At 71.8% G+C, this 26,101-nt stretch carries 25 protein-coding genes, 1 tRNA gene, 1 other RNA gene and 1 riboswitch; of the genes, 10 read left to right on the top strand and 17 right to left on the bottom strand.

The genetic code is table 11. From position 1 onward, the window contains the following. Window positions 1-25 precede the first annotated feature (25 nt). The 5 genes from RQG84_RS02165 to RQG84_RS02145 all read left to right on the top strand — a co-directional run bounded on the left by RQG84_RS02165 (window position 26) and on the right by RQG84_RS02145 (window position 5,285). Window positions 26-1,183, top strand: coding sequence for an acyl-CoA dehydrogenase family protein (locus tag RQG84_RS02165; RefSeq protein WP_055963076.1), 1,158 nt, complete (start codon window positions 26-28; stop codon window positions 1,181-1,183). 7 nt (window positions 1,184-1,190) lie between these two features. After that, a complete protein-coding gene (locus tag RQG84_RS02160; protein WP_311208647.1) occupies window positions 1,191-2,306 on the top strand; it encodes an acyl-CoA dehydrogenase family protein in 1,116 nt (371 codons plus the stop codon). Between the two features lie 188 nt (window positions 2,307-2,494). Next, window positions 2,495-3,589: a sigma-E factor regulatory protein RseB domain-containing protein gene (locus tag RQG84_RS02155; protein ID WP_311208646.1), complete on the top strand. Its 1,095-nt coding sequence runs from the start codon at window positions 2,495-2,497 to the stop codon at window positions 3,587-3,589. Further along, window positions 3,586-4,473, top strand: a complete 888-nt coding sequence (locus tag RQG84_RS02150) for an ATP-binding cassette domain-containing protein (protein ID WP_311208645.1) — start codon at window positions 3,586-3,588, stop codon at window positions 4,471-4,473. Before RQG84_RS02155 ends, RQG84_RS02150 begins: the two co-directional genes overlap by 4 nt. Continuing rightward, window positions 4,470-5,285 (top strand): ABC transporter permease, encoded by an 816-nt coding sequence (locus tag RQG84_RS02145; RefSeq protein ID WP_056573749.1) that lies wholly within the window; start codon window positions 4,470-4,472, stop codon window positions 5,283-5,285. Before RQG84_RS02150 ends, RQG84_RS02145 begins: the two co-directional genes overlap by 4 nt. On the opposite strand, the gene RQG84_RS02140 is transcribed toward RQG84_RS02145, so the two are convergent. Continuing rightward, window positions 5,275-6,060 (bottom strand): hypothetical protein, encoded by a 786-nt coding sequence (locus tag RQG84_RS02140; protein WP_311208644.1) that lies wholly within the window; start codon window positions 6,058-6,060, stop codon window positions 5,275-5,277. The genes RQG84_RS02145 and RQG84_RS02140 overlap by 11 nt on opposite strands. Before the next feature lie 58 nt (window positions 6,061-6,118). Then, window positions 6,119-6,214, bottom strand: an RNA gene (gene ffs / locus RQG84_RS02135) — signal recognition particle sRNA small type. Between the two features lie 62 nt (window positions 6,215-6,276). Here ffs and RQG84_RS02130 point away from each other — a divergent pair. Continuing rightward, window positions 6,277-6,364, top strand: a tRNA-Ser gene (locus RQG84_RS02130). 72 nt (window positions 6,365-6,436) lie between these two features. Here RQG84_RS02130 and RQG84_RS02125 read toward each other — a convergent pair. From RQG84_RS02125 to RQG84_RS02115, 3 genes are all read right to left on the bottom strand, one after another. Next, window positions 6,437-6,967, bottom strand: a complete 531-nt coding sequence (locus tag RQG84_RS02125) for a hypothetical protein (protein ID WP_311208643.1) — start codon at window positions 6,965-6,967, stop codon at window positions 6,437-6,439. A gap of 437 nt (window positions 6,968-7,404) precedes the next feature. Then, entirely contained in the window at window positions 7,405-8,004 is a 600-nt protein-coding gene (locus tag RQG84_RS02120) for a uracil-DNA glycosylase family protein (RefSeq protein ID WP_055963053.1), read from the bottom strand. Then, window positions 8,001-8,906: a LysR family transcriptional regulator gene (locus tag RQG84_RS02115; protein WP_311208642.1), complete on the bottom strand. Its 906-nt coding sequence runs from the start codon at window positions 8,904-8,906 to the stop codon at window positions 8,001-8,003. The genes RQG84_RS02120 and RQG84_RS02115 overlap by 4 nt, the downstream gene beginning before the upstream one ends. A 94-nt stretch (window positions 8,907-9,000) precedes the next feature. Between RQG84_RS02115 and RQG84_RS02110 the strand changes: the two genes are divergently transcribed. Further along, window positions 9,001-10,149 carry a TDT family transporter gene (locus RQG84_RS02110; protein WP_311208641.1) on the top strand — a complete coding sequence of 383 codons (1,149 nt, stop codon included), beginning with the start codon at window positions 9,001-9,003 and terminating at the stop codon, window positions 10,147-10,149. 60 nt (window positions 10,150-10,209) lie between these two features. Here RQG84_RS02110 and RQG84_RS02105 read toward each other — a convergent pair whose 3' ends face one another. The 11 genes from RQG84_RS02105 to RQG84_RS02055 all read right to left on the bottom strand — a co-directional run bounded on the left by RQG84_RS02105 (window position 10,210) and on the right by RQG84_RS02055 (window position 20,711). Then, window positions 10,210-10,542: an Lsr2 family protein gene (locus RQG84_RS02105; protein WP_156364880.1), complete on the bottom strand. Its 333-nt coding sequence runs from the start codon at window positions 10,540-10,542 to the stop codon at window positions 10,210-10,212. 93 nt (window positions 10,543-10,635) lie between these two features. Next, complete coding sequence (locus RQG84_RS02100) at window positions 10,636-11,391, bottom strand: 2-phosphosulfolactate phosphatase (protein WP_311208640.1); 756 nt, start codon at window positions 11,389-11,391, stop codon at window positions 10,636-10,638. Window positions 11,392-11,420: 29 nt separating this feature from the next. Then, on the bottom strand, window positions 11,421-12,065 hold the full coding sequence (locus tag RQG84_RS02095) for a hypothetical protein (RefSeq protein ID WP_311208639.1): 645 nt from the start codon (window positions 12,063-12,065) through the stop codon (window positions 11,421-11,423). Window positions 12,066-12,096: 31 nt separating this feature from the next. Further along, window positions 12,097-12,903 carry an ECF transporter S component gene (locus RQG84_RS02090; RefSeq protein ID WP_055963035.1) on the bottom strand — a complete coding sequence of 269 codons (807 nt, stop codon included), beginning with the start codon at window positions 12,901-12,903 and terminating at the stop codon, window positions 12,097-12,099. A gap of 139 nt (window positions 12,904-13,042) precedes the next feature. Next, complete coding sequence (locus RQG84_RS02085) at window positions 13,043-14,671, bottom strand: ATP-binding cassette domain-containing protein (protein WP_311208638.1); 1,629 nt, start codon at window positions 14,669-14,671, stop codon at window positions 13,043-13,045. Continuing rightward, on the bottom strand, window positions 14,655-15,800 hold the full coding sequence (locus RQG84_RS02080; RefSeq protein ID WP_311208637.1) for an energy-coupling factor transporter transmembrane protein EcfT: 1,146 nt from the start codon (window positions 15,798-15,800) through the stop codon (window positions 14,655-14,657). Before RQG84_RS02080 ends, RQG84_RS02085 begins: the two co-directional genes overlap by 17 nt. 22 nt (window positions 15,801-15,822) lie before the next feature. Beyond that, window positions 15,823-16,656 (bottom strand): hypothetical protein, encoded by an 834-nt coding sequence (locus RQG84_RS02075; RefSeq protein WP_311208636.1) that lies wholly within the window; start codon window positions 16,654-16,656, stop codon window positions 15,823-15,825. Next, a complete protein-coding gene (locus RQG84_RS02070; protein WP_311208635.1) occupies window positions 16,653-18,251 on the bottom strand; it encodes a hypothetical protein in 1,599 nt (532 codons plus the stop codon). Before RQG84_RS02070 ends, RQG84_RS02075 begins: the two co-directional genes overlap by 4 nt. A gap of 85 nt (window positions 18,252-18,336) precedes the next feature. Further along, window positions 18,337-18,406: riboswitch (cobalamin riboswitch) on the bottom strand. Between the two features lie 58 nt (window positions 18,407-18,464). Then, window positions 18,465-19,901 (bottom strand): hypothetical protein, encoded by a 1,437-nt coding sequence (locus tag RQG84_RS02065; protein WP_311208634.1) that lies wholly within the window; start codon window positions 19,899-19,901, stop codon window positions 18,465-18,467. An 82-nt stretch (window positions 19,902-19,983) separates the two neighbouring features. Continuing rightward, on the bottom strand, window positions 19,984-20,472 hold the full coding sequence (gene rraA / locus RQG84_RS02060; protein WP_055963023.1) for a ribonuclease E activity regulator RraA: 489 nt from the start codon (window positions 20,470-20,472) through the stop codon (window positions 19,984-19,986). An 86-nt stretch (window positions 20,473-20,558) separates the two neighbouring features. Then, window positions 20,559-20,711: a hypothetical protein gene (locus RQG84_RS02055; RefSeq protein WP_156366770.1), complete on the bottom strand. Its 153-nt coding sequence runs from the start codon at window positions 20,709-20,711 to the stop codon at window positions 20,559-20,561. Window positions 20,712-20,807: 96 nt separating this feature from the next. Here RQG84_RS02055 and RQG84_RS02050 point away from each other — a divergent pair, with 96 nt between their 5' ends. The 3 genes from RQG84_RS02050 to RQG84_RS02040 all read left to right on the top strand — a co-directional run bounded on the left by RQG84_RS02050 (window position 20,808) and on the right by RQG84_RS02040 (window position 23,944). After that, window positions 20,808-21,503 carry a metal-dependent transcriptional regulator gene (locus tag RQG84_RS02050; RefSeq protein ID WP_311208633.1) on the top strand — a complete coding sequence of 232 codons (696 nt, stop codon included), beginning with the start codon at window positions 20,808-20,810 and terminating at the stop codon, window positions 21,501-21,503. A gap of 90 nt (window positions 21,504-21,593) precedes the next feature. After that, window positions 21,594-23,495 (top strand): acyl-CoA dehydrogenase, encoded by a 1,902-nt coding sequence (locus RQG84_RS02045; protein ID WP_056556489.1) that lies wholly within the window; start codon window positions 21,594-21,596, stop codon window positions 23,493-23,495. Continuing rightward, window positions 23,492-23,944 (top strand): hypothetical protein, encoded by a 453-nt coding sequence (locus RQG84_RS02040; protein WP_311208632.1) that lies wholly within the window; start codon window positions 23,492-23,494, stop codon window positions 23,942-23,944. Before RQG84_RS02045 ends, RQG84_RS02040 begins: the two co-directional genes overlap by 4 nt. Window positions 23,945-23,975: 31 nt before the next feature. Here RQG84_RS02040 and RQG84_RS02035 read toward each other — a convergent pair whose 3' ends face one another. Beyond that, window positions 23,976-25,349, bottom strand: a complete 1,374-nt coding sequence (locus RQG84_RS02035) for an SLC13 family permease (RefSeq protein WP_311208631.1) — start codon at window positions 25,347-25,349, stop codon at window positions 23,976-23,978. Window positions 25,350-26,101: the final 752 nt, after the last annotated feature.

The raw sequence follows: 26,101 nt of genomic DNA, 5'->3' as shown, positions 1-26,101 counted from the left end.
GCGCTTACCCACCCGGAGAGTCCCCATGAAGCTTCGTCTGTCCGAGGAGGACGCCGCATTCCGCGAGGAGATGCGCACGTTCTTCACCACCCAGGTCCCGCAGCACATCCGCGACACCGTCGCCGCCCGGCGCGAGCTCAGCAAGGAGCAGATCGTCGAGGCGCAGCAGACGCTGAACGCCGCCGGTCTCGCCGTGCCGAACTGGCCCGTCGAGTGGGGCGGCAAGGACTGGACCCCGCTGCAGCGCCACATCTGGCACGAGGAGATGCAGCTGGCCTGCGTCCCCACGCCGCTGGCGTTCAACGCGTCGATGGTCGGCCCGGTCATCGCGGCCTTCGGCTCCCAGGAGATCAAGGAGCGGTTCCTCCCGGCCACCGCCAACCTCGACATCTGGTGGTCGCAGGGCTTCTCCGAGCCCGACGCCGGCTCCGACCTCGCCTCGCTGCGCACCACGGCCCGTCGCGAGGGCGACGAGTACGTCGTCAACGGGCAGAAGACGTGGACCACGCTCGGCCAGTACGGCGACTGGATCTTCACGCTCGTGCGGACCGATCCCGACGCCCCCAAGAAGCAGCAGGGCATCTCGTTCCTGCTCATCGACATGACGTCTCCCGGCCTGACCGTGCGTCCCATCGAGCTCATCGACGGCGGCCACGAGGTCAACGAGGTCTTCTTCGAGGACGTGCGCGTGCCGGCCGAGAACCTCGTCGGCGAGGAGAACCGCGGCTGGGACTACGCCAAGTTCCTGCTCGGCAACGAGCGCGTCGGCGTGGCACCCGTCGGCTCCACGAAGCGCTGGCTGGCCGCGGCGAAGGAGATCGCGGGCGACCGCCTCGACTCCGACCTGCTGCTCGCCACCCGCGTCGCGGACCTGGAGAACGAGCTGCTCGCCCTCGAGCTGACGGCGCTGCGCGTCGTGGCCCACTCCGCCGACGGCAAGCCGCACCCGGCGTCGTCGGTGCTCAAGCTGCGCGGCACCGAGCTGCAGCAGGCCGTCACCGAGCTCTACGTCGACCTCGCCGGCCCGCTCTCGCTCGCGTCCGGCGCCGGAGACGGCTCCGACGTGCCCGACTGGGCCCGCGTCAGCACCCCGCAGTACCTCAACTTCCGGAAGGCGTCGATCTACGGCGGCTCCAACGAGGTGCAGCGTCAGATCATCGCCAAGACCATCCTGGGACTGTGAGGCAGCCATGGACTTCACCCTCGACTCCGAGCAGACCGCCCTGCGTGACGCGGTGCGCGGCCTGCTGAGCAAGACCTACGACTCGTCTGAGACCCGCCGCGAGGTCACCAAGACCGACCCCGGTTTCTCCGAGAAGACCTGGCAGCAGCTCGCCGAGCTCGGTGCCCTCGGACTGCCGTTCTCCGAGGAGGACGGCGGCTTCGGCGCCGGACCCGTGGAGGTCGCGATCGTGGCCGAGGAGATCGGACGCGTGCTCGCGCCCGAGCCGTACCTCGAGACGATCCTGGCCGCCGGCCTGGTGGCCGACCTCGGCTCGGCCGAGCAGCGCGCCGACGTCATCGGCCGCGTGGCCGAGGGCGCCCTGGTGCTCTCCTTCGCCCACCACGACGTCGGCGACGCCGTCGTGGCCGCCGAGTCCGACGGCACCTGGACGCTCACGGGCGTCAAGGAGCCGGTGCTGCACGGCGAGCGCGCCGACCTGCTGGTCGTCACGGCCCGCACCGACGCCGGCGTCGGCGTGTTCCTCGTCGACCCCTCGGCCGGTGGCGTGGACCGGATCGGCTACCGCACGCACGACGGCGGTCGCGCGGCGCGCATCGCGTTCGACGGTGCCACGGCCACGCCCCTGGGCGACCCGGCCGCCGACGCGTCCGACGTCGTGGCCCGGAACGTCGCCCGTGGGCAGATCGCCCTGAGCCACGAGGCCGTGGGTGCCATGGACGTGGCCCTGCGGACCACCACCGAGTACCTCAAGACGCGCAAGCAGTTCGGCGTCCCGCTCAACACGTTCCAGGCGCTCACGTTCCGCGCGGCCGACCTGTACGTGTCGGCCGAGCTGGTCCGCAGCACCGTCACGTGGGCCACGCTCGTGCTCCAGGACGACCCGGACCGGGTCCTCGAGGCGGCGGCGCGTGCCAAGCTGCAGGTCTCGCGCGCCGGCCGCCACATCGGCCAGGAGGCGATCCAGCTGCACGGCGGCATCGGCATGACCGCGGAGTACTCCGTCGGCCACTACACGAGCCGTCTGACCGCGATCGACCACACGCTCGGCGACGGCTCGGAGCACCTGCTCACGCTGGCCCGCTCGGTGGCCGACCACGGCGTCGTCGACCCCATCGGCTGACGGCGGAGCGCGGCTCGACCCACGATCCAGCCGCACGTGGCGCAGATCCTTTTCCGGCGCCGCGTGCGGCTGTCGTGCGTCGGGGGGCCGTCCGTGGCCGCAGCGCGCCACCGACGCACTCGACGGCTCCCGGATCCACCCTGATCCACCCGGCGAGGCGGGGTCCCACCTCGTACCGTGGTCAGGAGATGAAGCCCTCCGCCCGACGCTGGCTGCTCGTGGCACTGGTGTCGGCCCTGCTGGCCGCGGCGCCGGTGCTCCCCCGCCTGCTCCCGGCCGAGGCCTCCGACGTCTCGGCGGACCGACTGCTCGAGCGGGTCGTCGCGTCACGCGACCTGGGGTGGTCGGGCGAGGTGCGCAGCCGCGGCACGCTTCAGATCCCCGAGACCGACTCGTTCGCCGGGGTCGCCGACCTGCTGGGCGACACCAGCACCCTGCGCGTCTGGTGGCGGTCGGACGAGCAGTGGCGCGTCGACCGCGTCCGCGCGAGTGGTGAGACCGACCTGGTGCGCGAGGGTGACCTGCTCACCACCTGGCGCTTCGAGTCCGAGCGCGCCACCTCGTCCCCCTATGCCACCGTCCGCCTGCCCGACGCATCCGACCTCGTGCCGTCACAGCTGGCCCGGCGCCTGCTCGCCGGGGCCGACGCCACCGAGCTGTCCCGCCTGCCGGAGCGACGCGTGGCGGGGCGGTCGGCGCCCGGCCTGAGGCTGGAGCCGGCAGACGAGCAGTCGACCATCGATCACGTCGACGTCTGGGCGGACGCCGAGACTGGTCTGGCGCTGCGCGTCGACGTCGTCGGCACCGCCTCGGACCTGCCCGTGGTGTCCACCGCCGTCATCCGGTTCGACCCGTCGACCCCCGATCCCGGCACGACCACGTTCACCGCTCCCCCGGGCGCCCGCGTGGGCTTTCGCGACGCGATCGACGTCGCCGCGGGCGCCAACGCCTTCGCACCGTTCGTGCTTCCCGACGCAGTCGCCGGCCTCGAGCGTCGCGGCGACCCCGAGGAGCTCGGAGCCGTCGGCGGCTACGGCCGTGGGCCCACCGCCCTCGTGGCGGTGCCGCTTCGCCGCGGTCTCGCCGGCCAGGTGCGCGAGCAGCTGAGCGCCTCGTCGGCCGTGCGCACCGACGTCGGCACCTCGCTGGAGATCGGGCCGTTGTCCGTGCTGCTCACCGAGGGGGGCCGTGGTCAGGGCACCTTCCTGCTGGCCGGGACCGTGACGCCCGAGGTGCTCGCGGACGCCGCGGCCGAGCTGGCCGAGCAGGTGGGGCGGCGATGATCAGGACCCGAGCGCTGACGAAGCGCTACCGCGGCGTTCCGGCGGTCGACGGCATCCACCTCGACGTGCGAGAGGGCGACGTCTACGGGTTCCTCGGGGCCAACGGCTCCGGCAAGACCACGACGGTGCGGATGCTGCTGGGCCTCGTCCTGCCGACCTCCGGGGAGGCCGAGGTGCTCGGCGAGGCGATGCCTGCGTCGGCCGCGTCGGTCCTCCCGCGCGTCGGCGCCCTGGTGGAGGGACCCGGCGCCTACCCGCACCTGTCGGGACGCAGGAACCTCGCCACCTTCGATGCCGCCGGGCCCGACGCGCGGCGCCGTGGACGGTCCAGTCGCATCGGCGAGGTGCTCGAGCAGGTGGGGCTGGACCCCGCCGACCGTCGGCCCGTGCGTGCGTACTCGCTCGGCATGCGCCAACGCCTCGGCCTGGCCGGTGCGCTGCTGCGTCGGCCGCGGCTGCTGGTGCTCGACGAGCCCACCAACGGACTCGACCCGCAAGGGATCCGCGAGATCCGCGAGCTGCTGCTGGCGTTGAGCGGCGAGGGCACCACGATCTTCCTGTCCAGCCACCTCATGAGCGAGATCGAGCAGATGTGCACCCGCGTGGGGGTGCTCGACCGCGGCCGACTGGTGCTGCAGGACCAGCTGGAGACCCTTCTGGCACCGAGCGAACGCGTCGTGGTGGGCACCCGCGACGTCGCGCGTGCCGTCGCCCTGCTGGGCGAGGCCGTGGAGTCGTCCGTCGGAGAGCGCCTGGTGGTGGTGTCCGACGACCCGGCCCGGGTGAACGCACGGCTCGTGTCCGCCGGCGTCCGCGTCGACTCCGTGGGGCCGTTGCGCGTCAGCCTGGAGGACGTCGTGCTGCGCGCGAGCGAGACGTCATGATCCGGGTCGAGCTGGCCGCGATGCTGCGGCGCCGACGCACCTGGGTGGTCATCGCGATGCTGAACGCCCTGCCCGCGCTCGTGGCGGTGCTGCTCGCGACCACGCAGCTGGGACCCCGTCCCGGCACCGGGCCACCGTTCCTCTCCGCCGTCCTGAGCGACGGCACGCTCTTTCCCCTCGCTGCCCTGGGCATCGTGCTCCCGCTGTTCCTGCCGGTCGCGGTGGCGGTCGTGGCCGGTGACGCCATCGCCGGCGAGTCGCAGACGGGCACGCTGCGCTACCTGCTCGTCCGGCCCGTCGGCCGCACCCGGCTGCTGGTGGCGAAGCTCGTGAGCGTCGTGGCCTTCGTGCTCGTGGCCGTGCTGGTCGTGGCCGTCGTGGCCTACGTCCTCGGACGGCTGCTGCTCGGCGACGGCGACCCCAGCGGCACGGTCACCAGCGTCTCCGGCTCCACCCTCAGCCAGGCGGAGATGATCCAGCGGACGGTCCTGGCGCTCGGCTACGTGACGTGGATGATGCTGGGCGTGGCCGCGCTCGCGCTGCTCCTCTCCACGATCGTGGAGTCCGGGCTGACCGCCGCGCTCGGGACGGTGGCGGTGCTCATCGGCTCGACGGTGCTCCTCGGGCTCGAGGCCGCCGACGTGCTGCAGCCGTACCTGCCGACCCGGTACTGGCTGGCGTTCGTCGACCTGTTCCGCGACCCCATCCGGTGGACCGAGGTGGTGCGAGGCGTCGCCGCCCAGGCGGCCTACCTCGTGGTGTTCCTCGGGGCGGCCTGGGCCAACTTCGGCAGCAAGGACGTCAACAGCTGACGTCGGTCGGCGTGCGGGCGGCGTCCCGACCGAGCGCCGAGGCCACCGTCGCGAGCACCGCGGCGTCGCCGGGAAGCGCCCGGTGCGGCGTCGTCGAGCCGGGGCACAGCCGCTGCACCCGCAGGTTGAGTGCGCCGTCGAGCACCGCGGAGTCCGTGGGGACGACCACCCGGTCGGCGTCGGAGCGCAGCGTGACCCACTCGGGTCCGTCCGGCGTCTCGTCACCGGCGTTCAGGCCACGCAGCAGGTCGCTGTCGGGCACGAGCTGCTCGCACGCGGTGGGGCAGCTGCCCGCGATCTCGACCGTTAGCGCGGCGACGTCGGTGCCATGGTGGGGCGAGCCGATCGTCAGCACCCGTCGAGCCACGTCCGCGCCGCCCTGGTCGCGCACCCACAACCGGGCCACCACACCGCCTGCGGAGTAGCCGACGACGTCGACCGAGTCCGCGCCCGTGCGCTCGAGGGCCGCGTCCACCGAGCGGCCGAGTGCGGCCGCCTGGGCGCGCAGGTCTCCCCTACCGTCGCCCTCAGGCTCGAGCACCTCGACGTCGCGGCCGGCCGACCGGAGCGCGTCTCGCAGGGGGTCGAGGGACGCCACGCGCCCGCCGTACCCGGAGACCAGCAGCACGGGTCCGAGCTCGTCCTGCGGCGCGGGGTCCGTGGCGTCGAGCGTGCGGACGACCCCGATGCCGGCCGCGACCAGGACCGCGGCCACGAGCAGCGCCGCCCCCGTCAGCAGGGTGCGCCGCCGCTGGGGCGCGAGGTCGTCGAGCACGACGCCATCCTTGCCGACGACCCCTGACCGTGGGGTGGGCGTGAGGAAGCTCCAGGAACGTGAGGACCCCTCGCGCACCCACTAGAGCCCACTGACCCTTGCTGCCTTCCGGCCCTGGGGGATTGGGTGAGATAGCGCCACGCGAGGGGCTGCGGCCAGCATACGGGGGTCGACCCGGTGCCTTCCAGGCGGGATGCGGCGGGTACGCTCGTCCGCGGAGGATTCGCATAGTGGCCTAGTGCGCTCGCTTGGAAAGCGGGTTGAGTGAAAGCTCTCAGGGGTTCGAATCCCCTATCCTCCGCCAGGAGCACCCCTTGGGGTGCTTACTCCAACCAATGGCGCCGAAGCCGGTCCCGGTCGAGTCCCACTGTTGGAGTCACATCATCCGTCGGCGTGCCACCCAAGCAGCATGATTAGGCGCGACCGGACGCCCGCGCGCCATGAAGCCCCGCAGAACCCCTACCCGCGTGCGCCCCTCTATGACCTGCAGTCCAATCCCACCGGTGTGGAGAAGCGCACGGTCGATGAGCAGCGGGCGCCGCAGCCAAGTTCCGTGGGACTCCCAGTGTTGTGAAACTCCGAGGTGTTTACGGACTTCAGACCAGTGATCGGGGTTTCCTGCGAATTCCTCGATGAGCCCTTGGTCGGTTGGGCCCGTCGACATCTCAAGGAACTCACTCGCCGGCACGAGTTCGTCCCTCCAAGCGACGGTCGTCAAGTCCAGATCGCCGTAGCCAACCTGAAACGGTGCCAAACTGGCGAAGTCGTACAGCCACTGCTCCACGACATCCTCGGGCCAGTCAAGGCTTCGGACCACGTCATCGCCGACGAACTCGGCCAGACCTCCTCCGCCGATCCCTCGGCACCGCTCCGATAGAGCGGAGAGCTCTGCGATGTGTACGGCCATCAGGTTTGATTCAACGTCGCCGATGCGTCCGCGTGAAGACATCGGCCGCACAACGCGATGGGTCGTCCAACCGCAGTTCCCTTGGCCTGCTCGACGCCGCAGCCTGGTGGATGGGATTGGCGCAGTCCGCACTGAAAATGCACGGCGCCTACTCCTCGTCCAGCAGTCTCGCGAACCGGCTCGTCAGGCTCTCCGGGTCGTCCACTTTCTGATCGAGATCTGCCTTGGTCGACACCGAGCAGCAGGCCGTGCATGGCCGCGATACCACCGACGACGGCGGCAATCAGCGCAGCGCGAACCCAGTTGGGTGTCCCTACCCTCGTGGTCGTACCGCGAGATGACATTGCCGCAACATCAGCCCTGGGGCGCAACGACAGCCTGCGCGCCGAACGAGTGCGACAGGTCGGCGGCGGACGTGAGTCACGATCTTCACGCTCTCAGGAGGTCGCGATCTCCTGGGCTCGTTCAAGAGCCACACGCAGTCGATTGAAGGCTTCTGCGCGAGCGTGGGCGTTGCGTGGTGACGGATGCGGTGCGCCCAGCGCGGGCACGACTCGGGCAGTCTCGTCGATCGTCATCAGCCGCATGACACCTTGGAGGGCTGGTGTCCCGACGGCGACGACGACCTGGAGGTCGGGCAGAGCCGCCCACAGCGCGGCCAGCGCCGGACGCGCCTCTTCAAGATCTCGTACCAGCGGAGGGCGGCGGTGGCCGGCAGCGTCGTAGGTCGGCCACGGCACCACGTTCCACCGCAGATACCCGTCACGGGCCATGCCCGCAGAAACTCGCGCGGAACGGAGTGCGGCCGCCGTCGGGTCGTCGTTGTCCTCGGTGCTGAACCCGAGGTCACCCGCGGCGACGGTGCGAGGGCCGGGCGACTCCATCAGCACCAGGATCCTCGCGTTCACGCCAGGACCGTCCGGGTCGAACCACGGGACGAACCGCTGTTCGTCGCCCACCGCGCGCCACGCACGGACCAGCGCATTGAGCGCGAAGACGTGCGGCTCGTCGACTCGCGACCGGCGATCGGTGCTCATCTCGTGCGAACCTTCGTGGCGATCGCCAGCAGATCGCGGACCGGACCGGCGGGCGGGCGGCCGCTGCCGACCCACAGCGCGGTGAGGTCGCGCGAAAGGTCCAACCCGGTGATCGGCACCTCGACGAGCCGGCCCGCCTCCACGTCGCTGCGCACCGAGCGCCGGCTCATGAACGCTGGCGGGCTTCCGGCGCTGACCGCCGATCGGATGCCGGACGTGGTGGTCAGCTCGACGGCTGGCGCCATGGCGGTCAAGCCGAGCCCTGCGAGCGCGTCATCGACGACACGCCGGGAGCCTGACCCTTGCTCACGCCACGTCAGAGGCCGTGTGACGATCTCATCTGGCGCCAGCGGCGAGTCCTGCTTGGCCCACGGGTCGTGCGGTGCCGAGTACAGGCCCAGCTCGTCGCGAGCGACGACCAGTGACGCCAAGTCACCGGGGTCGGCACCGTCCTCGACGAAACCGATGTCGACCGACCCGTCCGCCACGGCCGTCCGCACGTGCTCGCTGTTGGTGGCGATCAGGCTGACGACGGTGTCGTGCTGTTGGCGAAGCCGAACCAGCCACAGGGGAAGCAGGTGCTCGGCGACGGTCATGCTCGCCGCGATGCTCAGCTGGTGGGCCCGGTCGTCGCGCAGGGTCGCGATCGACTCGTCGATCTCGTGCGCGAGATCAATCAGACGTGCGGCCCAGCCGACCATGAGGACACCGGACTCGGTGAGCGTCGATCCTCCGGCAGCACGACGTAGGAGGGTCAATCCCGTCTGGGCCTCGACGGCTCTGAGCCGTTCGGACGCCGATTGCTGCGTGATGCCGTTCGCTCGACCCGCAGCGCCGATGCTGCCATGGGTAGCCACGTCGACCAGCAGCTGCAAAGCAGCCAGATCGGGGATGTTGCGCATCTTCCAAGAATACCCGCCCTCCACAGGTTTGCCCTGTGGAGCCACAGGGTGACGGGTTCTACCGGCAACCCCGCATCGAGACCACTGTGGAGTCATGACCACCGCACACCTGACGACGACTAGCGAGCACCCTGCCCGCAGCACCCTCGACCGAACGGGCTGGCTGCGTGAGCTCGAGGGCGCTCCGGCTCTTGGCTTCATCGGACCCAACTGGTTTGCCTCGGTCATGGGGACCGGCATCGTCGCAGTTGCCGCTGCCTCCCTGCCCTTCACGGTGCCCGGGATCACGGTCTTCGCCACCACCGTCTGGGTCCTCGCGCTCCTACTGCTTGTCGTGGTGGTCGTGGCGACTGTCGGCCACTGGACGTTGCATGGCGAGGTGGCTCGCGGTCACCTGGACGATCCGGTGATGTCGCACTTCTACGGCGCGCCCGCGATGGGACTCATGACCGTTGGTGCCGGCGCAGTGCTGGTGGGACACCACCTGATCGGCATGACTGCCGCGCTGACGCTGGACTGGGTGCTGTGGACCGCTGGGACCCTGCTCGGTCTCACCACGGCCGTGCTGGTGCCGATCCGCGCCTTCACCTCGCACGAGGTCCACGAGGACTCCGCCTTCGGCGGCTGGCTCATGCCGGTGGTCCCGCCCATGGTCAGTGCCGCCACCGGCGCTGCCCTCATCCCGCACCTACCGGCCGGCCAGGCCCAGCAGACGATGCTGCTGGCCTGCTACATGTTCTTCGGCCTCACTCTCATGTGCAGCATCGTCATGATCGCGTTCATCTGGAACCGGCTTCTGCGCCACGGCATCGGAGCCGCCGGCGCCGTGCCCACCCTCTGGATCGTCCTCGGTCCCGTCGGTCAGTCGATCACCGCGGCCCACCACCTGGGCAACGTGACCCCCGACGTGCTCGACAGCCCCTACGGCACCGCGTTCCACGCCTTCGCCCTCGTCTACGGCATTCCCATGTGGGGATTCGCGATGCTGTGGTTGGCGATCGCCATCACCCTCACCGCCCGCACCGCCAAGGAAGGACTCCCATTCAGCCTGACCTGGTGGTCCTTCACCTTCCCGGTCGGCACCGTGGTCACCGGCACCTCCGGACTCGCCCAGCTGACCGGCAACCACGTGCTCCAGGTCGCAGCCGGCGCCCTGTTCGTCGTCCTGCTCGGCGCCTGGGCCGTCGTCGCCGTCCGCACCGCTCGCGGCGTGCACACCGGGGCGCTGCTGAAGAAGCCCTGACCGTTGGATGACGCCTCGCACGACGCATGTCCTGGCCGGACGTCACGGAGCCGAGGCGGCTCAGTTCGCGGACTGGTAGGCCTCGATGAGCGAGGACGGGACGCGGCCACGGGCCGGGACGTCCAGGCCCTGCTCCTGGGCCCAGGCACGCACGGCCTTGGCGTCGACGCCGGAACCGCCGCCCGAGGAGGAGGTCCGGGTGGTGCGACCGGCGGCGCGGCGGCCGACGGCGATGTAGGGGGCCACGGCGTCGGCGAAGGCCTGACGCTCGGACTCGGTCAGGTCGACCTGGTAGCCCACTCCATCGAACGTGAACGACACCGTCGGGGCCGGGGTGTCGATCTCGTCGCCACTCAGGTCGGAGTAGAACTTTTCCACGGTCTTTTTCGCCATGCCGGAACCATATCGCCCACCACCCGATAATGCGGACATTTCACGAGAGCATTCAGGACCAAAGTCATGAATAGTTTCCGAATGCGTCGACTTTCACGGCGCGGCGACGAAACCGCGGTCGCTCAGCACCGGCACGACGCTGCTGGCCCCGACCTCGGCCGCCACGGCGACGTCGTCGGACCAGCCCGCCGCGACGAGCTCCTGGCCGCTCGCGCAGGCCGTCAGGTGGGCGGCCTCGCGCCCCTGCACGAGCCGGTACGCGTCGGCCGCGGCGGCAGCCTCCGGAGACAGGCCCGGCCACTCGAAGTCCTCGAGCGCCGCGAGCACCGCACCGGCTCCCCACAGGTCCTCGAGGGCAGGTCGCAACGAGCCGTCGCTCCACCGTTCCCCCGCGGCGACCACGGCCACGACCGTGTCGTCGGCGTCGTGCTCCCGCGCGATCCAGGCAGCGACGGCAGCCGCGTTGCGCAGGCTCGCGCCCACCACCGTGGTGGCCGAGCCCGCGAGTGCGTGCGCCACGGCCGACCCGTTCGGTGACGGCAGCACCAGACGACCCGGCAGCGGGACCCGCAGCAGCCGCGCCGGCGAGAGCGTGGGCTCGTCCGGGCCCGCCGAGGCCCGGTCGGCGGCCAGCACCGCGCCGGTCTGTGCCGCGACCTCGGCCGCGTCGGCGCGACCCGTCGGGTACGGCACCACCACGCTGCCGCGTTCCACCGCCACCCCCAGCGCCGTGGTGAACGACAGCACGTCGACGACGACGGCGACGTCGGCCCCCTCGGAGATCGCGCGGCCGCCGACCGGGCCCCAGTCGAAGCGGACCGTGTGGCCCGGCTGGTGTGTCGTGAGCATGGGCCCAGTGTGCCGGGCAGCGAGAACCGTCAGGGCCGACGGCGGCGTGCCAGGACCACGGCGCCGACCACGAGGACGCCGAGCACGAGGACGAAGACGATGATCTCGACCCACCCGATGGCGTACCCGGTGGAGGTGGCCACGTCGTCGGCCTCGCCCGGGGTCGCGACCAGCTCGGCCTCGGCGCGGGTCTGCTGCGTGCTGGGCGTCTCGACCGTCACGTCCTCCCCGTCCGCGAGCAGCTGGTACCGCAGGGCCAGGAACTCGCCGGGCACGACGTCGTGGTCGCGCACGCCGGTCTGGGCGTACGACCACTCGCCGCCCTCGTCGGCGGTGAGGAAGGCCCAGTACCCGTCGCCGGAGAGCGAGGCGCCGCACGTCTCCTGGGCCGCGTCGGGCCGACCGTCGATCCGGCAGACGAAGGGTGCGGAGCCCTGCGTCTCCTCGACGTCGAGACCGGCCGCCTGGAGAGCGTCGTAGGCAGTGGCGTCGCCGGCGAGGTCCGTGGCGCAGCGGACGAGCCGATCACCGTCGAGCGTCGCGGGCTCGACCACCACCACGACGTCGTCGGACCCGCACTCGCCCTCGGCGGCCGCCTGCGCCGCGGACGGAGCGGCTGCCAGGGCAGCGGCGCAGACGACGACGGACAGCAGGTGGTGAGCATGGCGGAGCATGTCGTCCATCGTCACAGACGACGAGCGCGCCTCAGGGCTGCGGGACCGGTTCGGCCGTGCGGCCGTACCGAGCACGCCGGGCCGCCCGGCGCAGGGTCACCAGCACGGCGGGTCCGAGCGTGGCCACCAGCAGTGCGTTGGTGACCGCGCGGCCCGTGTCCCAGCCCCAGGTCGACGTGACGAGGTTGAACACCAGGAAGCGGTGCAGGTTCTCCAGGATCGGCGCACCCGGCACGAGCTGCAGCGTCTCGTCGGCCCCGGGGGCGGCGATGCCGAGCTGGAACGGCCACGACGACAGGTTCATCAGCATGCCGAACAGGTACGCCACGACCACGGCGTAGACCACGAGCATCGCGATCTCCGCCCGTCCCGTGACCCGCCGCGGCAGCAGGCCCGCACCCAGTCCGATCCACGCGGCGCACATCATCTGGAACGGCAGCCACGGCCCCACGCCCGACGTGAGCAGGGCCGACGCGAACAACGAGGTGCAGCCCAGCACGAAGCCGAATCCGGGCCCGAACACCCGCCCGGCGAGGACGAGCACGAAGAACACCGTCTCGATGCCGGCCGTCCCGGCACCCAGGGGTCTCAGTGCCGCGTTCACCGCCGTCAGCACGCCGAGCATCGCCAGGGCCTTGGCGTCCATGCCGCCCTCGGTGAGCTCGGCGACCACCACCATGACGACGATCGGCAGGAGCGCCATGAACAGGAACGGCTGGTCGACCCGCTCCGCCCCCGCGGTCGGCTCGATGAACAACGGCCACAGGAACATGACCAGGCCCGCGAGCGACGCGACGCCGAGCACGAGCGCCGAGCGCAGTCCCAGCCGCGCCGTCATCGTCGACCCCCGTCCCGGGCCGACGCGTGGCCGCACCCATCGGTGGGTCCGCAACCGCAGCCGCGGCGCTGGGGTTGAGGATCCACCGATGCGGGGCCCCGTGCGGTCCTGAGGTTGAGGATCCACCGATGGAGGGAGGTCATGGGAGGGCTCCCTCGACGTCGGCGACGGTGAGCCACTCCGACCCCAGCACCTTGGAGACCTGGGGGGCGAAGGCGGGCGACTCGGCCAGGACCTTGGACACGCCTCCGGCCGAGACCACCTCGCCCTCGGCGAGGACGACGACCGCGTCGGCCACCTGGGCGACGAACTCCACGTCGTGGGTCGACACGACGACGCCGCGGCCCTCGGCCGCCTGGGCGTGCAGGATGGCCGCCAGCTGCGCCTTCGCCGCGTAGTCCAGGCCGCGCGTCGGCTCGTCGAGCAGCAGCACGCTCGGCGACGTCGTGAGCACGATGGCCAGCACGAGGGCGAGCCGCTGGCCCTCGGACAGGTCGCGAGGATGGTGGGCTCCGGCGATGCCCGGTGCGAGCCGGTCAAGCAGTCCGCGGCAGCGCCCCGGCTCGGCGTCCGCGTGGGTGTCGGCCGCCGCGCACTCGTCGTCGACGGTCTCGAGGTACAGCAGGTCCGACGCGGTCTGGGGCACGAGCCCCACCAGCGCACGGGCGGCCGCCGGCGACAGGCCGGCCGGGTCGAGCCCGTCGGCCCCGACGGCCACGGAGCCGCTCGCGCGCTTGAGACCGCCCTGCAGCGCCCACAGCAGCGACGACTTGCCCGACCCGTTCCGGCCCATGAGCGCGACCACCTGGCCGGGGTCGACCGTCAGGTCCACGCCGCTGACCGCGCGGTGCCGGCGGTAGTCGACCGAGATGTCGCGCGCCCGCAGCACCGGGGGCCCCGTCTGGGCCGATGCGGTCTGGGCCGACGCCGTCCGGGCCGGCGCGCCCGCGAGCCGAGAGCGCAGGTCGCCGGCCCGACGCCGCGCGTCGCGGACGGTGAGCGGAAGCGGCTCCCACCCGACGAGCCTGCCCAGCTCCACCAGCGGCGGCGCGACGGGACTCTCGCGCAGCAGGTCGGCCGGCTCGCCGTCGCGGACCCGACCGTTCTCGACCACCACGAGGCGGTCGGCGAAGGGGATCACCCGCTCCATCCGGTGCTCGGCCACCACCACCCCGAGCCCGACGTCGGCCACGAGCCGGGCGACCGTGGCCAGCACGTCCTCCGCGGCCGTCGGGTCGAGTGCCGACGTCGGCTCGTCGAGCACCAGCATCCTGGGGTGCATCGTGAGCACGGCGCCGATCGCGACCCGCTGCTGCTGGCCGCCCGACAGCGTGCGCAGCGCACGACGTCGGAGGTCAGCGATGCCCAGCAGGTCGAGCGTCTCCTCCACCCGACGCCGCATGGTCTGCGGGTCGAGCCCGAGCTGCTCCATGCCGTAGGCCAGCTCGTCCTCCACGACGTCGCTCACGAAGCCCGACAGCGGGTCCTGCGGGACGTACCCGACGAGGTGTGCCAGCTCGCGCGGTGGCGTGCCGACGATCGAGCTGCCGTCGACCCGCACGTCCCCCTCGAGCAGACCACCGCTGAAGTGCGGCACGAGGCCGTTGAACAGACCGAGCAGCGTCGACTTGCCCGAGCCGGTGCGTCCGCACACCAGGTGCAGCTCGCCGTCGGGCAGAACCAGGCCGACGTCGCGCAGCGTCGGCTCCGCCGTCCCGGTCCCCGCAGCGTCGTCGTAGGAGAAGGTCACGTCACGCAGCTCGAGCACGGTCCACCTCCTCGGCTTCGCGCCCCGGACCACCGGCACGGTCGGCACCGCCGGCGACGTCGGGCGCCGGAGCTGGGGTCAGGAAGGCCGGGAGCACACCGACCAGCAGCACGAGCACGAGCGGGACGCCGATGGTGGGCCACCGCTCGAGGTCGGGGACCACCACGTACGGGTCGAGGTCGAAGGCGCGGTCGACCCCGACGGCGACCACGACGCCGCACAGCGCCGTGAGGACCTCGGGCCGACGCCACCGGTCGGGCCGGTAGCGGGTGCGCTGCACGCGCCGGCCGGCCGACCACAGCGCGCCGGCGGCCAGCAGGACCCCGAGCACGAGCACCGGCCCGGCGAGCAGACGGGGCGCGGTTCCGTCGAGGTAGGCGTACGCGCCGACGCAGAGCGCGCCGAGCCCGGTGAGCATGAGCACCCCGGTCAGGAGCCGCTGCCGCGGGGTCGCCGTACCCGACCGCCCGTAGCCGCGCGCGTCCATCCCGGCCGCCAGGGTCATCGACCGCTCCAGGGCGTCCTCCAGCACCGGCACGACCACGCGCCGGAGCCGGCCGACTCCCTTGCCGGCGTCGCCCCTCAGCCGACGCGCACGGTTGACCCGCTGCACGCTCTCGGCGAGCTGCGGGAAGACCGACAGGGCCACGACCACGGCGGTGCCGACCTCGTAGAACGCGGGGGGCACGGCGGCGAGGAGGCGACGAGGGTTCGCCAGGGAGTTCGCGGCTCCCACGCACAGGATGATCACGGCCAGCCGCATGCCGTCGTAGAGCGCACCGAGCAGCGCCGTCGACGTCACGTCGCCCAGGAGCTGGATGCCGCGGGCCGCGTCGGGCAGCGGGATCTCGGGCAGGTGCAGCACGATCGTGTCGCCCTCGAGCGCACCTCCGCCGAACAGGATCCGGTACACGACCCGCAGCACCACGACGAACAGCGCGAAGTACACGTAGAACCGGAACGACATCGCCCACGGCGCCTCGCTGCGACGGGCCATCACCACCAGGACCACCACCGCCGCGATCAACGCGAGCACCAGCGGGTTGAGGGTGAACGACGCCGCCGCGGCGAGACCGAGCGCCCAGAGCCACCAGGCTCCAGGATGCAGGTCACGGGCGGGAGCGGTCATCGCCGTTCCGCGGCAGGGCAGCTCAGGGCGCGCTTCCCCTCCGCCGCCACGCGACGATCCCGGCGGCACCGAGCAGCACCAGCACGGCCGCGACACCGACCAGCGTGGGCCACGGCGACCGGGCGTCGGCCGACGTCGCGCGGGTCTCGTCGTCGGACGTCGCGCCGTCGTCGCCGGCTCCGTCGGAGGGGCTGGCGGCGCCCGCCTCTCCCTCCTGCCCCGACTTCTGCTCAGCCTTCTGCTCAGCCTTCTTCTCTTCCTGGGCCTTCTGCTCGGCCTTCGCCTTGGCGCTGGCCGAGGCCTCCGCGGACTGGACCGCCGACGTCGGCGCAGCCGTGGGCGCCTTCTGCGTGGGCCGGCTCGACGGCTTCGGGGCCGGGGCCGCGGCCGCCTTGCCCACCGGGGAGACCCCGGGCTGGGCCCTGCCGCTCTGGCCCTGCCAGCTCCAGGCGACCCAGCCGCCCTTCGGCACGGAGACGCCGCCGACGCCGGCCGTCGCGTAGCTCCAGCTGCCGTTGCCGCTGGAGACCCAGAGCGACCAGTAGGCGTCGGACGGCGAGGCCTGCACGCACCCGGCGTTGGCCGGCTTCGCGTTGACCTGGCAGACGAAGCCCTGCTGACGGGCGGCGTAGCGGAGGGAGACGCCTGCGGCGTCGAACGCGGAGGTGGCCTTGCGACCACCGCCGGGGACGCACGTCGTGGAGGCACCCCCACCCAGCTGGTGGTAGTCGACGACCACGGTCACGCCGTCACCCTTGGCGCAGGCCGCAGCCTGCGCGGGTGCGGCGAGGACGACCGCACCGGTCGCCGTCCCGAGGAGGACGGCGACCAGTGCGGAAAGGACGCGTCGGGTCACTTGACGACCGTGAAGGTCTTGGACGCGTATCGCTTGCTCGAGATGCCCTGCACGCTCACTCGTCTCGTACCGGTGGCCGTGCCGACCGCGAACGAGAGCGTCGCGGTCTTGGAAGCACTTGCGGTGCCGGTGGCCACGAACTTCCCCCCGTAGCCGACCTTGACGGGCTCACCCGCGGCCAGCCCGGAGACGGTGACCCGCATCGTGCCCTTGCGCTTGATCTTCGTGGCGCTGAGCTTGAGGCCGAGCGTCCGCGCACCCAGCACCTTGAGCGTGCCCGTGCCCCGACGGGCGTCGCGGGAGCCGTATACGACGACCGGCTGGTTGCCCGCAGTCGTCGGAGCAGTGACCTGGAGCGTGGCCGCACCCTCTGCGGAGGCTCTGCCGCCACGGGCAGCCGTGCCGTCGACGGTGTAGGCGCAGTAACGCTCAGCGGCTGCGAGACCGGAGACCGAGACCGTGGTCGTGCCACCCGCGGCCACCCAGCCACCGTTGGCAGCGGAGGGCGTCACGGTGAACGTGGCCGTCGGTCCGGGGCTCGGGTCGTCGTAGGACTGCAGCGCAGCGACCGCAGGAGCGGTGGCGCGACGCCACTGGTCCGTGGTCTCGACCTCGATGCCGTCGTCCTCGGCCGTCGCGATCGCGGCGTCGTCGTAGCCGACCGCTCCGCGCTCGCCGTCGAGGTCCGTGCCGCACGCGCTGTAGGCGGTGACCTGGCGCTCCGCCACCCAGGCGGCGGCCTTCGCTGCGCGATCGGCCTGACCGAGCTTCTCGAGCGCCACTGCGGCGACCGCGGTGCTGTTGGTGTTGACGGTCTCCGTGCCGGGGCCGCCCGCGAAGGCGCCCGTGGAGGCGTCCTGCTGGCTGTTCAGCCAGGCCTCGGCCTCGTCGAGCGCCGTGGCCACCGCGGGGGTGCCGCTCTGCGGCAGCAACGCGTCGACCGCGATGGCGGTCGAGTCGGTCTGGGCGTCGTCGCCCGAGCAGGACGTGTCGGTGGCGGTGAAGTCCAGCCGGAACCCGCCGTCGGCGCACTGCTGCTGCAGCAGGAAGGTCGTGGCCGCAGGCGCCTCGCCGGAGTCGGCGGCGTGAAGGCCCTTCACCGCGAAGGCCTGGCCGAACACGTTCGCGAAGTTGCCGAAGGCCGACTCATCGGCCAGGCGACCCGTGCCGTCGACACGGGCCTCGGTGGCCTCCACCAGGTCGGTGCCGCCGAAGTCGGCGGTGTTGCGATCGGCAGCCTGCGCGGCGACGAGCGCCTTGGCCGTGGAGCCGCCGTAGCTCTCCTCGCCGGTGCCGATGTAGCTGCCGAGATCCTCGGCGAGGGCGTCGGCGATGTCGGCGACCTTCGCGTTGTAGCCGCCGACGGCGTCGAGGGCGAACAGGGTGTCGAGGGTCAGGCCCCAGTCGATGAAGGGGTCACCGAACGCCTCGTTGACGAGCACACCGTCGATGACCTGGCCCGACAGCCAGTCGGCCGCGTTGACCGTCTGCGGGGTGCGCGACGTGTCCGCCTGGGCGGCCGGGACGGCGAGGAGACCGGCACCGAGGGCGGTGGCGGCGGTCGCGACGAGGCCGCGACGCAGGGACTTCTTCATGGGGTCCTCACCCGCTGCAAAGGCATGAGGATCCCGAGGGGACCCGCTGCGACCACGACAGCGTGATTGGTCAGGCGCCCGATGCGGCGTTCCGGCTCCCCTCGCGGAGCGAGGGCTACGGTTGCGGGTCAGCGCCGGATTCGGACCGGCTTCCCCGCACTCGGGCACGTGGAGTTGTGTGTCGAGTGACAGGCGGACGGTATCACCTGCGCGTCAGCGACGTACCACGAAGGACGTCGCTCCCGTGCGCGACGCACCGGCGCCCGTGACCGTCAGTGTGCGACGGCCCAGGCTGCTCCCCACGCCGAAGGTCCACCGGAACGAGCCGGTGGAGGAGGCCTTGCTCCTCAGGACGACCTTGCCGCCGATCCGGACGGTCACGTTCTCGTGGGGCAGCAGACGGCTCACCCAGATGATGTTCTTCGCTCGTCGCGTCGGCGCCGTCGACCCCAGCTTGATGCCGAGGCGCGCTGCACGGCCGGTCGCGACCGTGGTGACCCCGGTCCGGCCAGGCCAGTCGCCGACCGCGCGCAGCAGACGAGCCGACGCCGTGGTGGCGTCAGCGGGGACACGGATCGTGGCCGTGCCAGTACCCGAGGGCGAGGCCGTGCCACGCGCCAGGACGGCGCCCGAGAGCAGCACCGAGAACGGCTCCCGGGGACCAAGACCCCGTACGGTCACGACGGACGTCGACCCGACCTGGACGGCGCGCGGGTTCGACGACACCGCGAGCGTCGCCTCCGCGCCCAGGACCGTGACGGGCTCGCTGCGCTGGACGAGGGTGCCGTACCCGCTGGTCGTCGCGGTGGTCTCGACGACCAGCTCGGCCCGATGGTCCTGGGGCCCCAGGGGCGGCAGGGAGCGTGTCTGCGCGACCTCCACGCCGTCGCGGAACCAGCGGTACGTCGTCACGAGGTCGTCGGGGTGCGGCGTCACGGTCCCGGGGTCCACCACAGGAGTGGCCCCGACCGCCGCCTGACTGATGCTGGGGCCGGTGCCCGTGAGCGGCCCAGCCGCGATCTCGACCGGTGCCGTGCTGCTGACGACGTCCTCGGCATACCGCGACGTCATGCGCACCTCGGCCCTGACCTCGCCGGCGATGTCGTCAGGCCTGACGACGTACGACGGCGACGTGCCGAGCAGCTGGTTCCCGCGGAACCACCGGACGACCCGCGTGTAGGCGTAGGGCGACGGCGCGTAGGTGTCGCCCTTCGCCGTGAGGCGCGACCCGACCGCCGGCCGACCCGCGATGGCCGCTGGCGTGGCGAGGACCGAGATCTCCTTCGGCACGGCGACGTCCGTCGTGGACCTGACAGGCTCGCAGTCGGGTGCCGTCAGCGTGGTGGTGACCTCGAACGTGGCCCCGGCGTCGGTCCTGAGCAGCACCTGCTGGTGCGAGGTGCCCCGGACGAAGCCGTCTCGCCGCCACTCCCACCCGACCGTGTCCGTCGGGGCAGACGGGACCGAGGCCGTCAGCGTCGCGCCCGCGACCCGGTCGCCCACGACAGTGGGCGGCTCGACGGAGGTCGGACAGGTGGTGGTCGTGGCCTCCGAGCGCGAGGGCGCCGCCTCCGCGGGAGCGACCACCAGGCTCAGTGCGACGACCAGAGCCGACGCGCCGGCGAGTGCGTGACGTGACGAGACGAGCATGATTCCCCCGGGAAGTCGAACGATCACCTCATCCTGCCGGGTCGTCGCCGCCTGCCGCAGGAGATTGGACGACGTGGTTCCGTCAGGCCAAGGGCACGTCGGCCACGACCACGCCGTTGGCGTCGGCGTAGACCCACTGGCCGGACCGGATCGTTGCGCCGCCGAAGGTCACCGCGACGCCCACGTCGCCGAGGCCGCGCTTCTCGGTCCGGACGGGGCACGGGGCGACCGCCTGGACGCCCAGGTCGAGGTCCCGCAGGATCTCGACGTCGCGCACGGCTCCGTGGATGACCAGCCCGGACCACCCGTTCTCGACGAAGCGGGCGGCGATCACGTCGCCGAGGAGGGCGCGCCGCAGCGATCCCCCGCCGTCGACGACCAGCACGCGCCCGTCGCCCGGCTCGTCCGCGAGTCGCTTGACGTGCGAGTTGTCCTCGAAGCAGGCCACCGTCTCGACGGCGCCGCTGAACGCCTCACGGCCACCGAAGCCACGCAGCAGACCCGGCTGGACGACCACCAGCCGATCCGGGTGGTGGGTGTCGCAGAGGTCGGGCGTGGTCCAGCTGGTCATGGGTCCTCCATCGGTCGACTCAGCAGGACGCTACGCGTGCGCCGCGGCCGACGCCCGGCCACGACGTACGCAACGCACTCAACGCCTCAGGAGACGGCGGAACCGATCGCCAGGAACGCGACGAAGGCAGCCACGAAGAGCACCGTGCGGAGCAGGCCGGTGCGCAGCAGGCGCGACTCGACGGCCGTGAGCCGGCGGGGTGCCGGACGGCTGGAGCCGGAGTGCGCGATGTTCGCCATGCCTCAGACACTACCAGGCATGGGACAACATGGAAGTTCGGTCCACCGAACTTTTGTGACGCCCGTCCTGCGGCCGTCCGCCGATACCCTGGACGTGTGCCCGACGCCCCCTCCACCTCGACCCAGGCCCCCTCGGCGCTGTCCTCCTCGATGCAGGACTACCTCAAGGTCATCTGGACGAGCCAGGAGTGGGACGACACCCCCATCTCCTCCAAGGCGCTGGCCGACCGCTTCGGCGTGACGCCCTCGACGGTCTCCGAGTCACTCAAGAAGCTCGCCGCCCAGGGGCTCGTCGACCACCGGCGCTACGGGGCGGTCACCCTCACGGCGTCGGGTCGAACGGCCGCGCTCGCGATGGTCCGCCGCCACCGGCTCGTCGAGACGTTCCTCGTCGAGTACCTCGGCTACGCGTGGGACGAGGTGCACGACGAGGCCGAGGTGCTGGAGCACGCCGTGAGCGACGACTTCGTCGAACGGCTCGCAGAGCGGCTCGGTCACCCCGAGTTCGACCCCCACGGCGACCCCATCCCGACGGCCGACGGCCGACTGCCCGCGCTCGACGCACGCCGATTGGTCGACGTCGAGGCACCCGCCGACCTCGTCGTGGTGCGCGTCTCCGACGACGACCCGGCCCTGCTGCGCCACCTCGTCGAGCTCGGGCTCGTCCTCGGGGTCCGTGTGCACCTCGTGGAGCGGCACGACTTCGCGGGCACCCTGGCGGTCCGGATCGACGGTCGCACGCTCGACGTCGGGCACGTGGCCGCGGCGGCGATCTTCGTCTCGGCCGCCTGAGACCCGCTGCACGGCACCACCCGGCGTCCTGGCCGACCGACCTCGCGCGGACCGCTGCGGCGGAAGCGACCCACGAGTAGCGTTTCGTCCATGAGCCTGTCCGAAGAAGTCCGCATCGCCCTCGACGGCAAGTGGCGCCACGTGCGCGAGCAGTCCCGCAGGGAGCTCGCCGAGATGGACCTGGCGTACGACCTCGACCTCGACATCGACGCCGCTCGCGAGCGGACGCTGCGCCAGCTCGAGGGCCTCGTCGACACCGGCGTCCCCGCAGCCGGCTTCCGCACCGAGCACGGCGGCGGTGGCGATCCGGGCATGGCCGTCACCGGCATCGAGATGCTCGCCCAGTTCGACCTCTCGCTCATGGTGAAGGCGGGCGTGCAGTGGGGACTGTTCGGCGGCGCGGTCGAGAACCTCGGCACCGAGCGCCACCGCGACCTCATCCCGCGGCTCATCTCGCTCGACCTCGTGGGCTGCTACGCCATGACCGAGATCGGCCACGGCAGCAACGTGCAGCACCTCGAGACCACGGCCACCTTCGACGCGGACACGCAGGAGTTCGTCGTGGACTCCCCCACGCCGTCGGCCACGAAGGACTACATCGGCAACGCCGCCGCCCACGCCACCGTCGCCGCGGTGTACGCCCAGCTGGTCACCCGGGGCGAGAACCACGGCGTGCACTGCTTCATCGTGCCGATCCGCGACGAGAAGGGGCAGACCTGCGACGGCGTCGAGATCGGCGACGACCGCCACAAGGGTGGCCTCGGCGGCGTCGACAACGGCCGTCTCTCCTTCCACCAGGTGCGGATCCCGCGCGAGAACCTGCTCAACAAGTACGGCGACGTGGCCGAGGACGGCACCTACTCCTCGCCCATCGAGGACGTGAACCGACGGTTCTTCACGATGCTCGGCACGCTCGTGCGCGGGCGGATCAGCGTCGGCGGGTCGGCGCTCGCCGCCGCCGAGGTGGCCCTCAGCATCGCCGGACGCTACGCCCTGGAGCGGCGCCAGTTCGGCCAGGACGGCGAGCCCGAGGTGCTGCTGGCGGACTACCGCGTGCACCAGCGCCGCCTGCTCCCGCTCATCGCCCGTTCGTACGCCTACCGGTTCGCCCAGAACCAGCAGGTCTCGCGCATGGACCGGCTGCAGCGCTCGACGGAGCCCGACCTGCAGGAGCAGCGCGAGCTCGAGGGCCGCGCCGCCGGCCTCAAGGCGATCATGACCTGGCACGCGTCGCGGGCGATCAACGAGTCGCGCGAGATGTGCGGTGGCGCCGGCTACCTCGCCGAGAACCGCCTCACGGTGCTGCGCGGCGACATCGACGTGTTCACCACCTTCGAGGGTGACAACCACGTGATGCTCCAGCTGCTCAGCAAGGAGCTGCTCACGTCGTACGCCAAGGAGGTCGGCGGGCTCGACGCGGTCGGCATGGTGCGGTTCGTGGCCGAGACCGTGGCCGAGACGGTCCGCGAGCGGACGGCCGCGAGCCAGCTCATCCAGCGGCTCATCGACGCCGCGCCCACCGGTGGCGACGCCCACGACCTGCTCGACCGCGGCACGCAGCTGAGCCTGTTCGAGGACCGTGAGCAGCACCTGATCGAGACCGCCGCCCGACGGCTGCAGCGAGCCGCCAAGGCCGAGGGCGACGAGGCCTTCCGCATCTTCAACGAGGCTCAGGACCACCTGATCCGGTGCGGACGGGCGCACGTGGACCGGGTGGTGCTCGAGGCGTTCACCGCCGGCATCGCGCGCTGCGAGGACCCCGACGCCGCCGACCTGCTGCGCAAGGTCTGCACGTTGTACGCGCTGAGCGTCATCGAGGACGACCTCGCCTGGTTCATGGCCCACAACCGGATCTCCGACCAGCGCGCCAAGGCCGTGACCCAGCTGCTCAACGAGCAGCTGGCCGAGCTCCGCCCGCACCTGCTGACCCTCATCGAGGGCCTGGGCGTGCCGGAGGAGACGCTCGGCGCCGCGATGCTGCTCAAGCAGTGACCCCTCGACGCCTCGGCGGCGCCGTCGCCGCGACGGTCCTTCTCGTCACGGTGACGTCCGGATGCACCTCCCCGGACGTCGACGTCGAGGGCGTCGCGCGCTGGCAGGACCGCACCGACGACGCGTTCCGGTCCGCCCTGGAGGCGGTCGGTCCACGGATCGCGCTGTCACCGGACGACGAGCTGGCCGGCCTGGCGGACACGCAGCGGTGCGACCCCGACGACCTGAGCCGGGTCCGGCACCGGGTCGACGCGAGGCTCGAGCTCGCCCAGCCGGCACCGTCCGACCTGGCCGACCGGGTCCGGGACGCCGTCCCCGCCGAGTACGAGGTGGAGGTCGAGATCAGTCCCGACTCCGTGCTGCTCGGCGTGGTCAGCGGCTGCATCGACGTGCCGAAGATCCAGGGCGTCGACGTGTTCCTGGAGGGCCGCTACCGCGTCGACCCCTGACGCTCGGACCTGGGCGCTCGGCGGTGGGACGTCAGACCACGAAGGCGATCGCCAGCACCATCGGCAGGCTGACGAGTGACGCGATGCTGGTGACCACCGTCATCGACTTCAGGGCGCCCTGGGTGGTCAGGCCGAGCAACGACTTGAACATCCAGAAGAAGTTGGAGTTCACCGTCAGCGCGAACATGGCTCCGGAGGCGATCGCGAGGCCGATGGCGATCGGTGCCACCTCGATGGAGGCGAGCACCGGGCCGATGATGCCCGCGGCGGTGATGGCGGCGACCGAGACCGAGCCGATGGCCAGGTGCAGGACGGCGGCGATGAACCAGGCGAGCAGGACGCTCGTGACCACGGCCGCGCCCTCGCTGGCCGAGAACAGCCCGGCGAGCGTGGCGTCGAGCCCGGTGGCCTCGATGACGGCGCCGAGCGAGCCGCCGATGCCGGTGATCAGCAGGATCTCACCCGTCGTGTGGAAGCCGGTCTTGAGCGCCTTGTCGGTCCGCTCGGTCCCGGCGGCCGCGCGGGCGAGGACGTAGGCACCGAGCAGTCCCACGAAGAGGGCGACGTTGGCGTTGCCGATGAAGGCGATGAACGCGTTGGAGAAGTCGAGCAGCTCCGCGAACGCGCCGAAGGCGATCATCACGAGCGGCACGAGGATCGGCAGCAGCGACGTGAACAGCGGCACCTCGACGTCGTGGAGCGTGTCGCGCTCGCCCGGGCCGGTGCCGGCGGTGTTCTGCTCGACGCCGTCGTCGTAGTCGAGCGGGTCGTCCTCCGCCTCGTCGGCCTCGGGCTTCCACCAGCCGGCCCGCAGCATCAGCCCGAACAGGTAGGTGGTGATGACGGCGGTGAGCGGCCCCAGGACGATGCCGTAGAGCATCCACGTGCCGAGCGGGACGTCGAGGAGTCCGGCGATCGAGACCGCCGCGAGCCCGGGGATCACGAAGACGTAGCCGGCGAAGATGCCGGTGCCGATCGCGCCGGCGAGGTGCGCGAGCCCGCGCGGGCCGATGTGCGGGGCCGAGGAGCGCGCGATGGGTGCGGCGAGCACGACCTGGACGTCGACGTAGATGGACGGGAAGACGGTGGAGAGCGCTCCGGTGAGGGCATAGGGCAGACGCTTCGCGCCCACGACCTTGAGCAGCGCGTGCACGAGCTTGCGGAAGGTGCCGAGCGAGTGCAGCAACGCCCCGATGAGCACGCCGAAGCCGATGAGCAGACCCACCTCGGCCATGATCGAGCCGAAGCCCTCGGTGATCGCCGTGATCGTGTCCGCGAACCCGACCCCGGCGGCGAGGCCGAGGTAGAGCGAGGCGATCACCAGCGAGATCACCGGGTCGACCTTCACCCAGATGATCAGCCCGACGACCAGCACGATGGCGATGGCTGTGTGGACGACCTCCACGTCGATCCCCCCTCGTTCGATGTGGGCCTCACCCTAGGCGACGTCGGGCTGACGGGGTCTACGCCTGCGGCTGCGCCGCTGTGGCTCCGCGTCGGTTTGGTCTCCGAGAGGGCCTCGACCGGAGCGGTGGGACTGGTCCTGGCTGGGTTCGCGCTCGCTGCCGCGTCGCTTTGGCCACGAGTCGGGGCGGCCCCGAAAGGGCCTCGACCGGAGCCGCGGGCCTCGGGTCGGCTGGGTCTGCGGGGCGCGGCTGGGTTCTTGCTCGCTGCTGCGTCGCTGTGGCTCCGAGTCGGGGCGGCCCCCGAAAGGGCCTCGACCGGAGCAGCGGGTCTCGGGTCGGCTGGGTCTGCGGGGCGCGGCCACAATTCTTCATCTGTGCGGGATTCACGCACGATTCGCCCTTCTCGTGGACCGTGCCTCGCGAAGGAAGAATCGTGGCGACGAAAAGGACCCCGTAGGGGCAGGGATTCTCCTTTCGCGTGGAACGGTCCGCGCAAAGGGAGAATCTCTGCCCACCCGCCGCACGAGGGCCCCCGGCGGACGCAGGATTCTGCCTTCGCGCGCAGAACCCCGAACGATGCTGCGTTCACGACGGGATCCGACCACGAACGCAGCATCCTTCGCCCCCTCACGCACGAACGCAGAATCTTGCGTCCCCCCGAAGCCACGCTCCGAGAGCCCGACCGACCCCGGACCCGTCCGCCGGTCGAGGCCCTTTCGGAGAGCAGGTCCACTCGCAGCCACAGCAACGC

Source organism: Aeromicrobium sp. WCS2018Hpa-31, assembly GCF_031843905.1.
Lineage (GTDB): Bacteria > Actinomycetota > Actinomycetes > Propionibacteriales > Nocardioidaceae > Aeromicrobium.
Note: the sequence above shows the minus strand (reverse complement) of the source record. Positions and strands in the feature narration are given on the sequence as shown.

What these genes read in the sequence shown, in the direction of transcription:
- RQG84_RS02165 (WP_055963076.1), top strand. Translation starts at nt 26, where the DNA reads ATGAAGCTTCGTCTGTCCGAGGAGGACGCCGCATTCCGCGAGGAGATG.
- RQG84_RS02160 (WP_311208647.1), top strand. Translation starts at nt 1,191, where the DNA reads ATGGACTTCACCCTCGACTCCGAGCAGACCGCCCTGCGTGACGCGGTG.
- RQG84_RS02155 (WP_311208646.1), top strand. Translation starts at nt 2,495, where the DNA reads ATGAAGCCCTCCGCCCGACGCTGGCTGCTCGTGGCACTGGTGTCGGCC.
- RQG84_RS02150 (WP_311208645.1), top strand. Translation starts at nt 3,586, where the DNA reads ATGATCAGGACCCGAGCGCTGACGAAGCGCTACCGCGGCGTTCCGGCG.
- RQG84_RS02145 (WP_056573749.1), top strand. Translation starts at nt 4,470, where the DNA reads ATGATCCGGGTCGAGCTGGCCGCGATGCTGCGGCGCCGACGCACCTGG.
- RQG84_RS02125 (WP_311208643.1), bottom strand. Translation starts at nt 6,967, where the DNA reads ATGGCCGTACACATCGCAGAGCTCTCCGCTCTATCGGAGCGGTGCCGA.
- RQG84_RS02120 (WP_055963053.1), bottom strand. Translation starts at nt 8,004, where the DNA reads ATGAGCACCGATCGCCGGTCGCGAGTCGACGAGCCGCACGTCTTCGCG.
- RQG84_RS02115 (WP_311208642.1), bottom strand. Translation starts at nt 8,906, where the DNA reads ATGCGCAACATCCCCGATCTGGCTGCTTTGCAGCTGCTGGTCGACGTG.
- RQG84_RS02110 (WP_311208641.1), top strand. Translation starts at nt 9,001, where the DNA reads ATGACCACCGCACACCTGACGACGACTAGCGAGCACCCTGCCCGCAGC.
- RQG84_RS02105 (WP_156364880.1), bottom strand. Translation starts at nt 10,542, where the DNA reads ATGGCGAAAAAGACCGTGGAAAAGTTCTACTCCGACCTGAGTGGCGAC.
- RQG84_RS02100 (WP_311208640.1), bottom strand. Translation starts at nt 11,391, where the DNA reads ATGCTCACGACACACCAGCCGGGCCACACGGTCCGCTTCGACTGGGGC.
- RQG84_RS02095 (WP_311208639.1), bottom strand. Translation starts at nt 12,065, where the DNA reads ATGCTCCGCCATGCTCACCACCTGCTGTCCGTCGTCGTCTGCGCCGCT.
- RQG84_RS02090 (WP_055963035.1), bottom strand. Translation starts at nt 12,903, where the DNA reads ATGACGGCGCGGCTGGGACTGCGCTCGGCGCTCGTGCTCGGCGTCGCG.
- RQG84_RS02080 (WP_311208637.1), bottom strand. Translation starts at nt 15,800, where the DNA reads ATGACCGCTCCCGCCCGTGACCTGCATCCTGGAGCCTGGTGGCTCTGG.
- RQG84_RS02070 (WP_311208635.1), bottom strand. Translation starts at nt 18,251, where the DNA reads ATGAAGAAGTCCCTGCGTCGCGGCCTCGTCGCGACCGCCGCCACCGCC.
- RQG84_RS02065 (WP_311208634.1), bottom strand. Translation starts at nt 19,901, where the DNA reads ATGCTCGTCTCGTCACGTCACGCACTCGCCGGCGCGTCGGCTCTGGTC.
- rraA (WP_055963023.1), bottom strand. Translation starts at nt 20,472, where the DNA reads ATGACCAGCTGGACCACGCCCGACCTCTGCGACACCCACCACCCGGAT.
- RQG84_RS02055 (WP_156366770.1), bottom strand. Translation starts at nt 20,711, where the DNA reads ATGGCGAACATCGCGCACTCCGGCTCCAGCCGTCCGGCACCCCGCCGG.
- RQG84_RS02045 (WP_056556489.1), top strand. Translation starts at nt 21,594, where the DNA reads ATGAGCCTGTCCGAAGAAGTCCGCATCGCCCTCGACGGCAAGTGGCGC.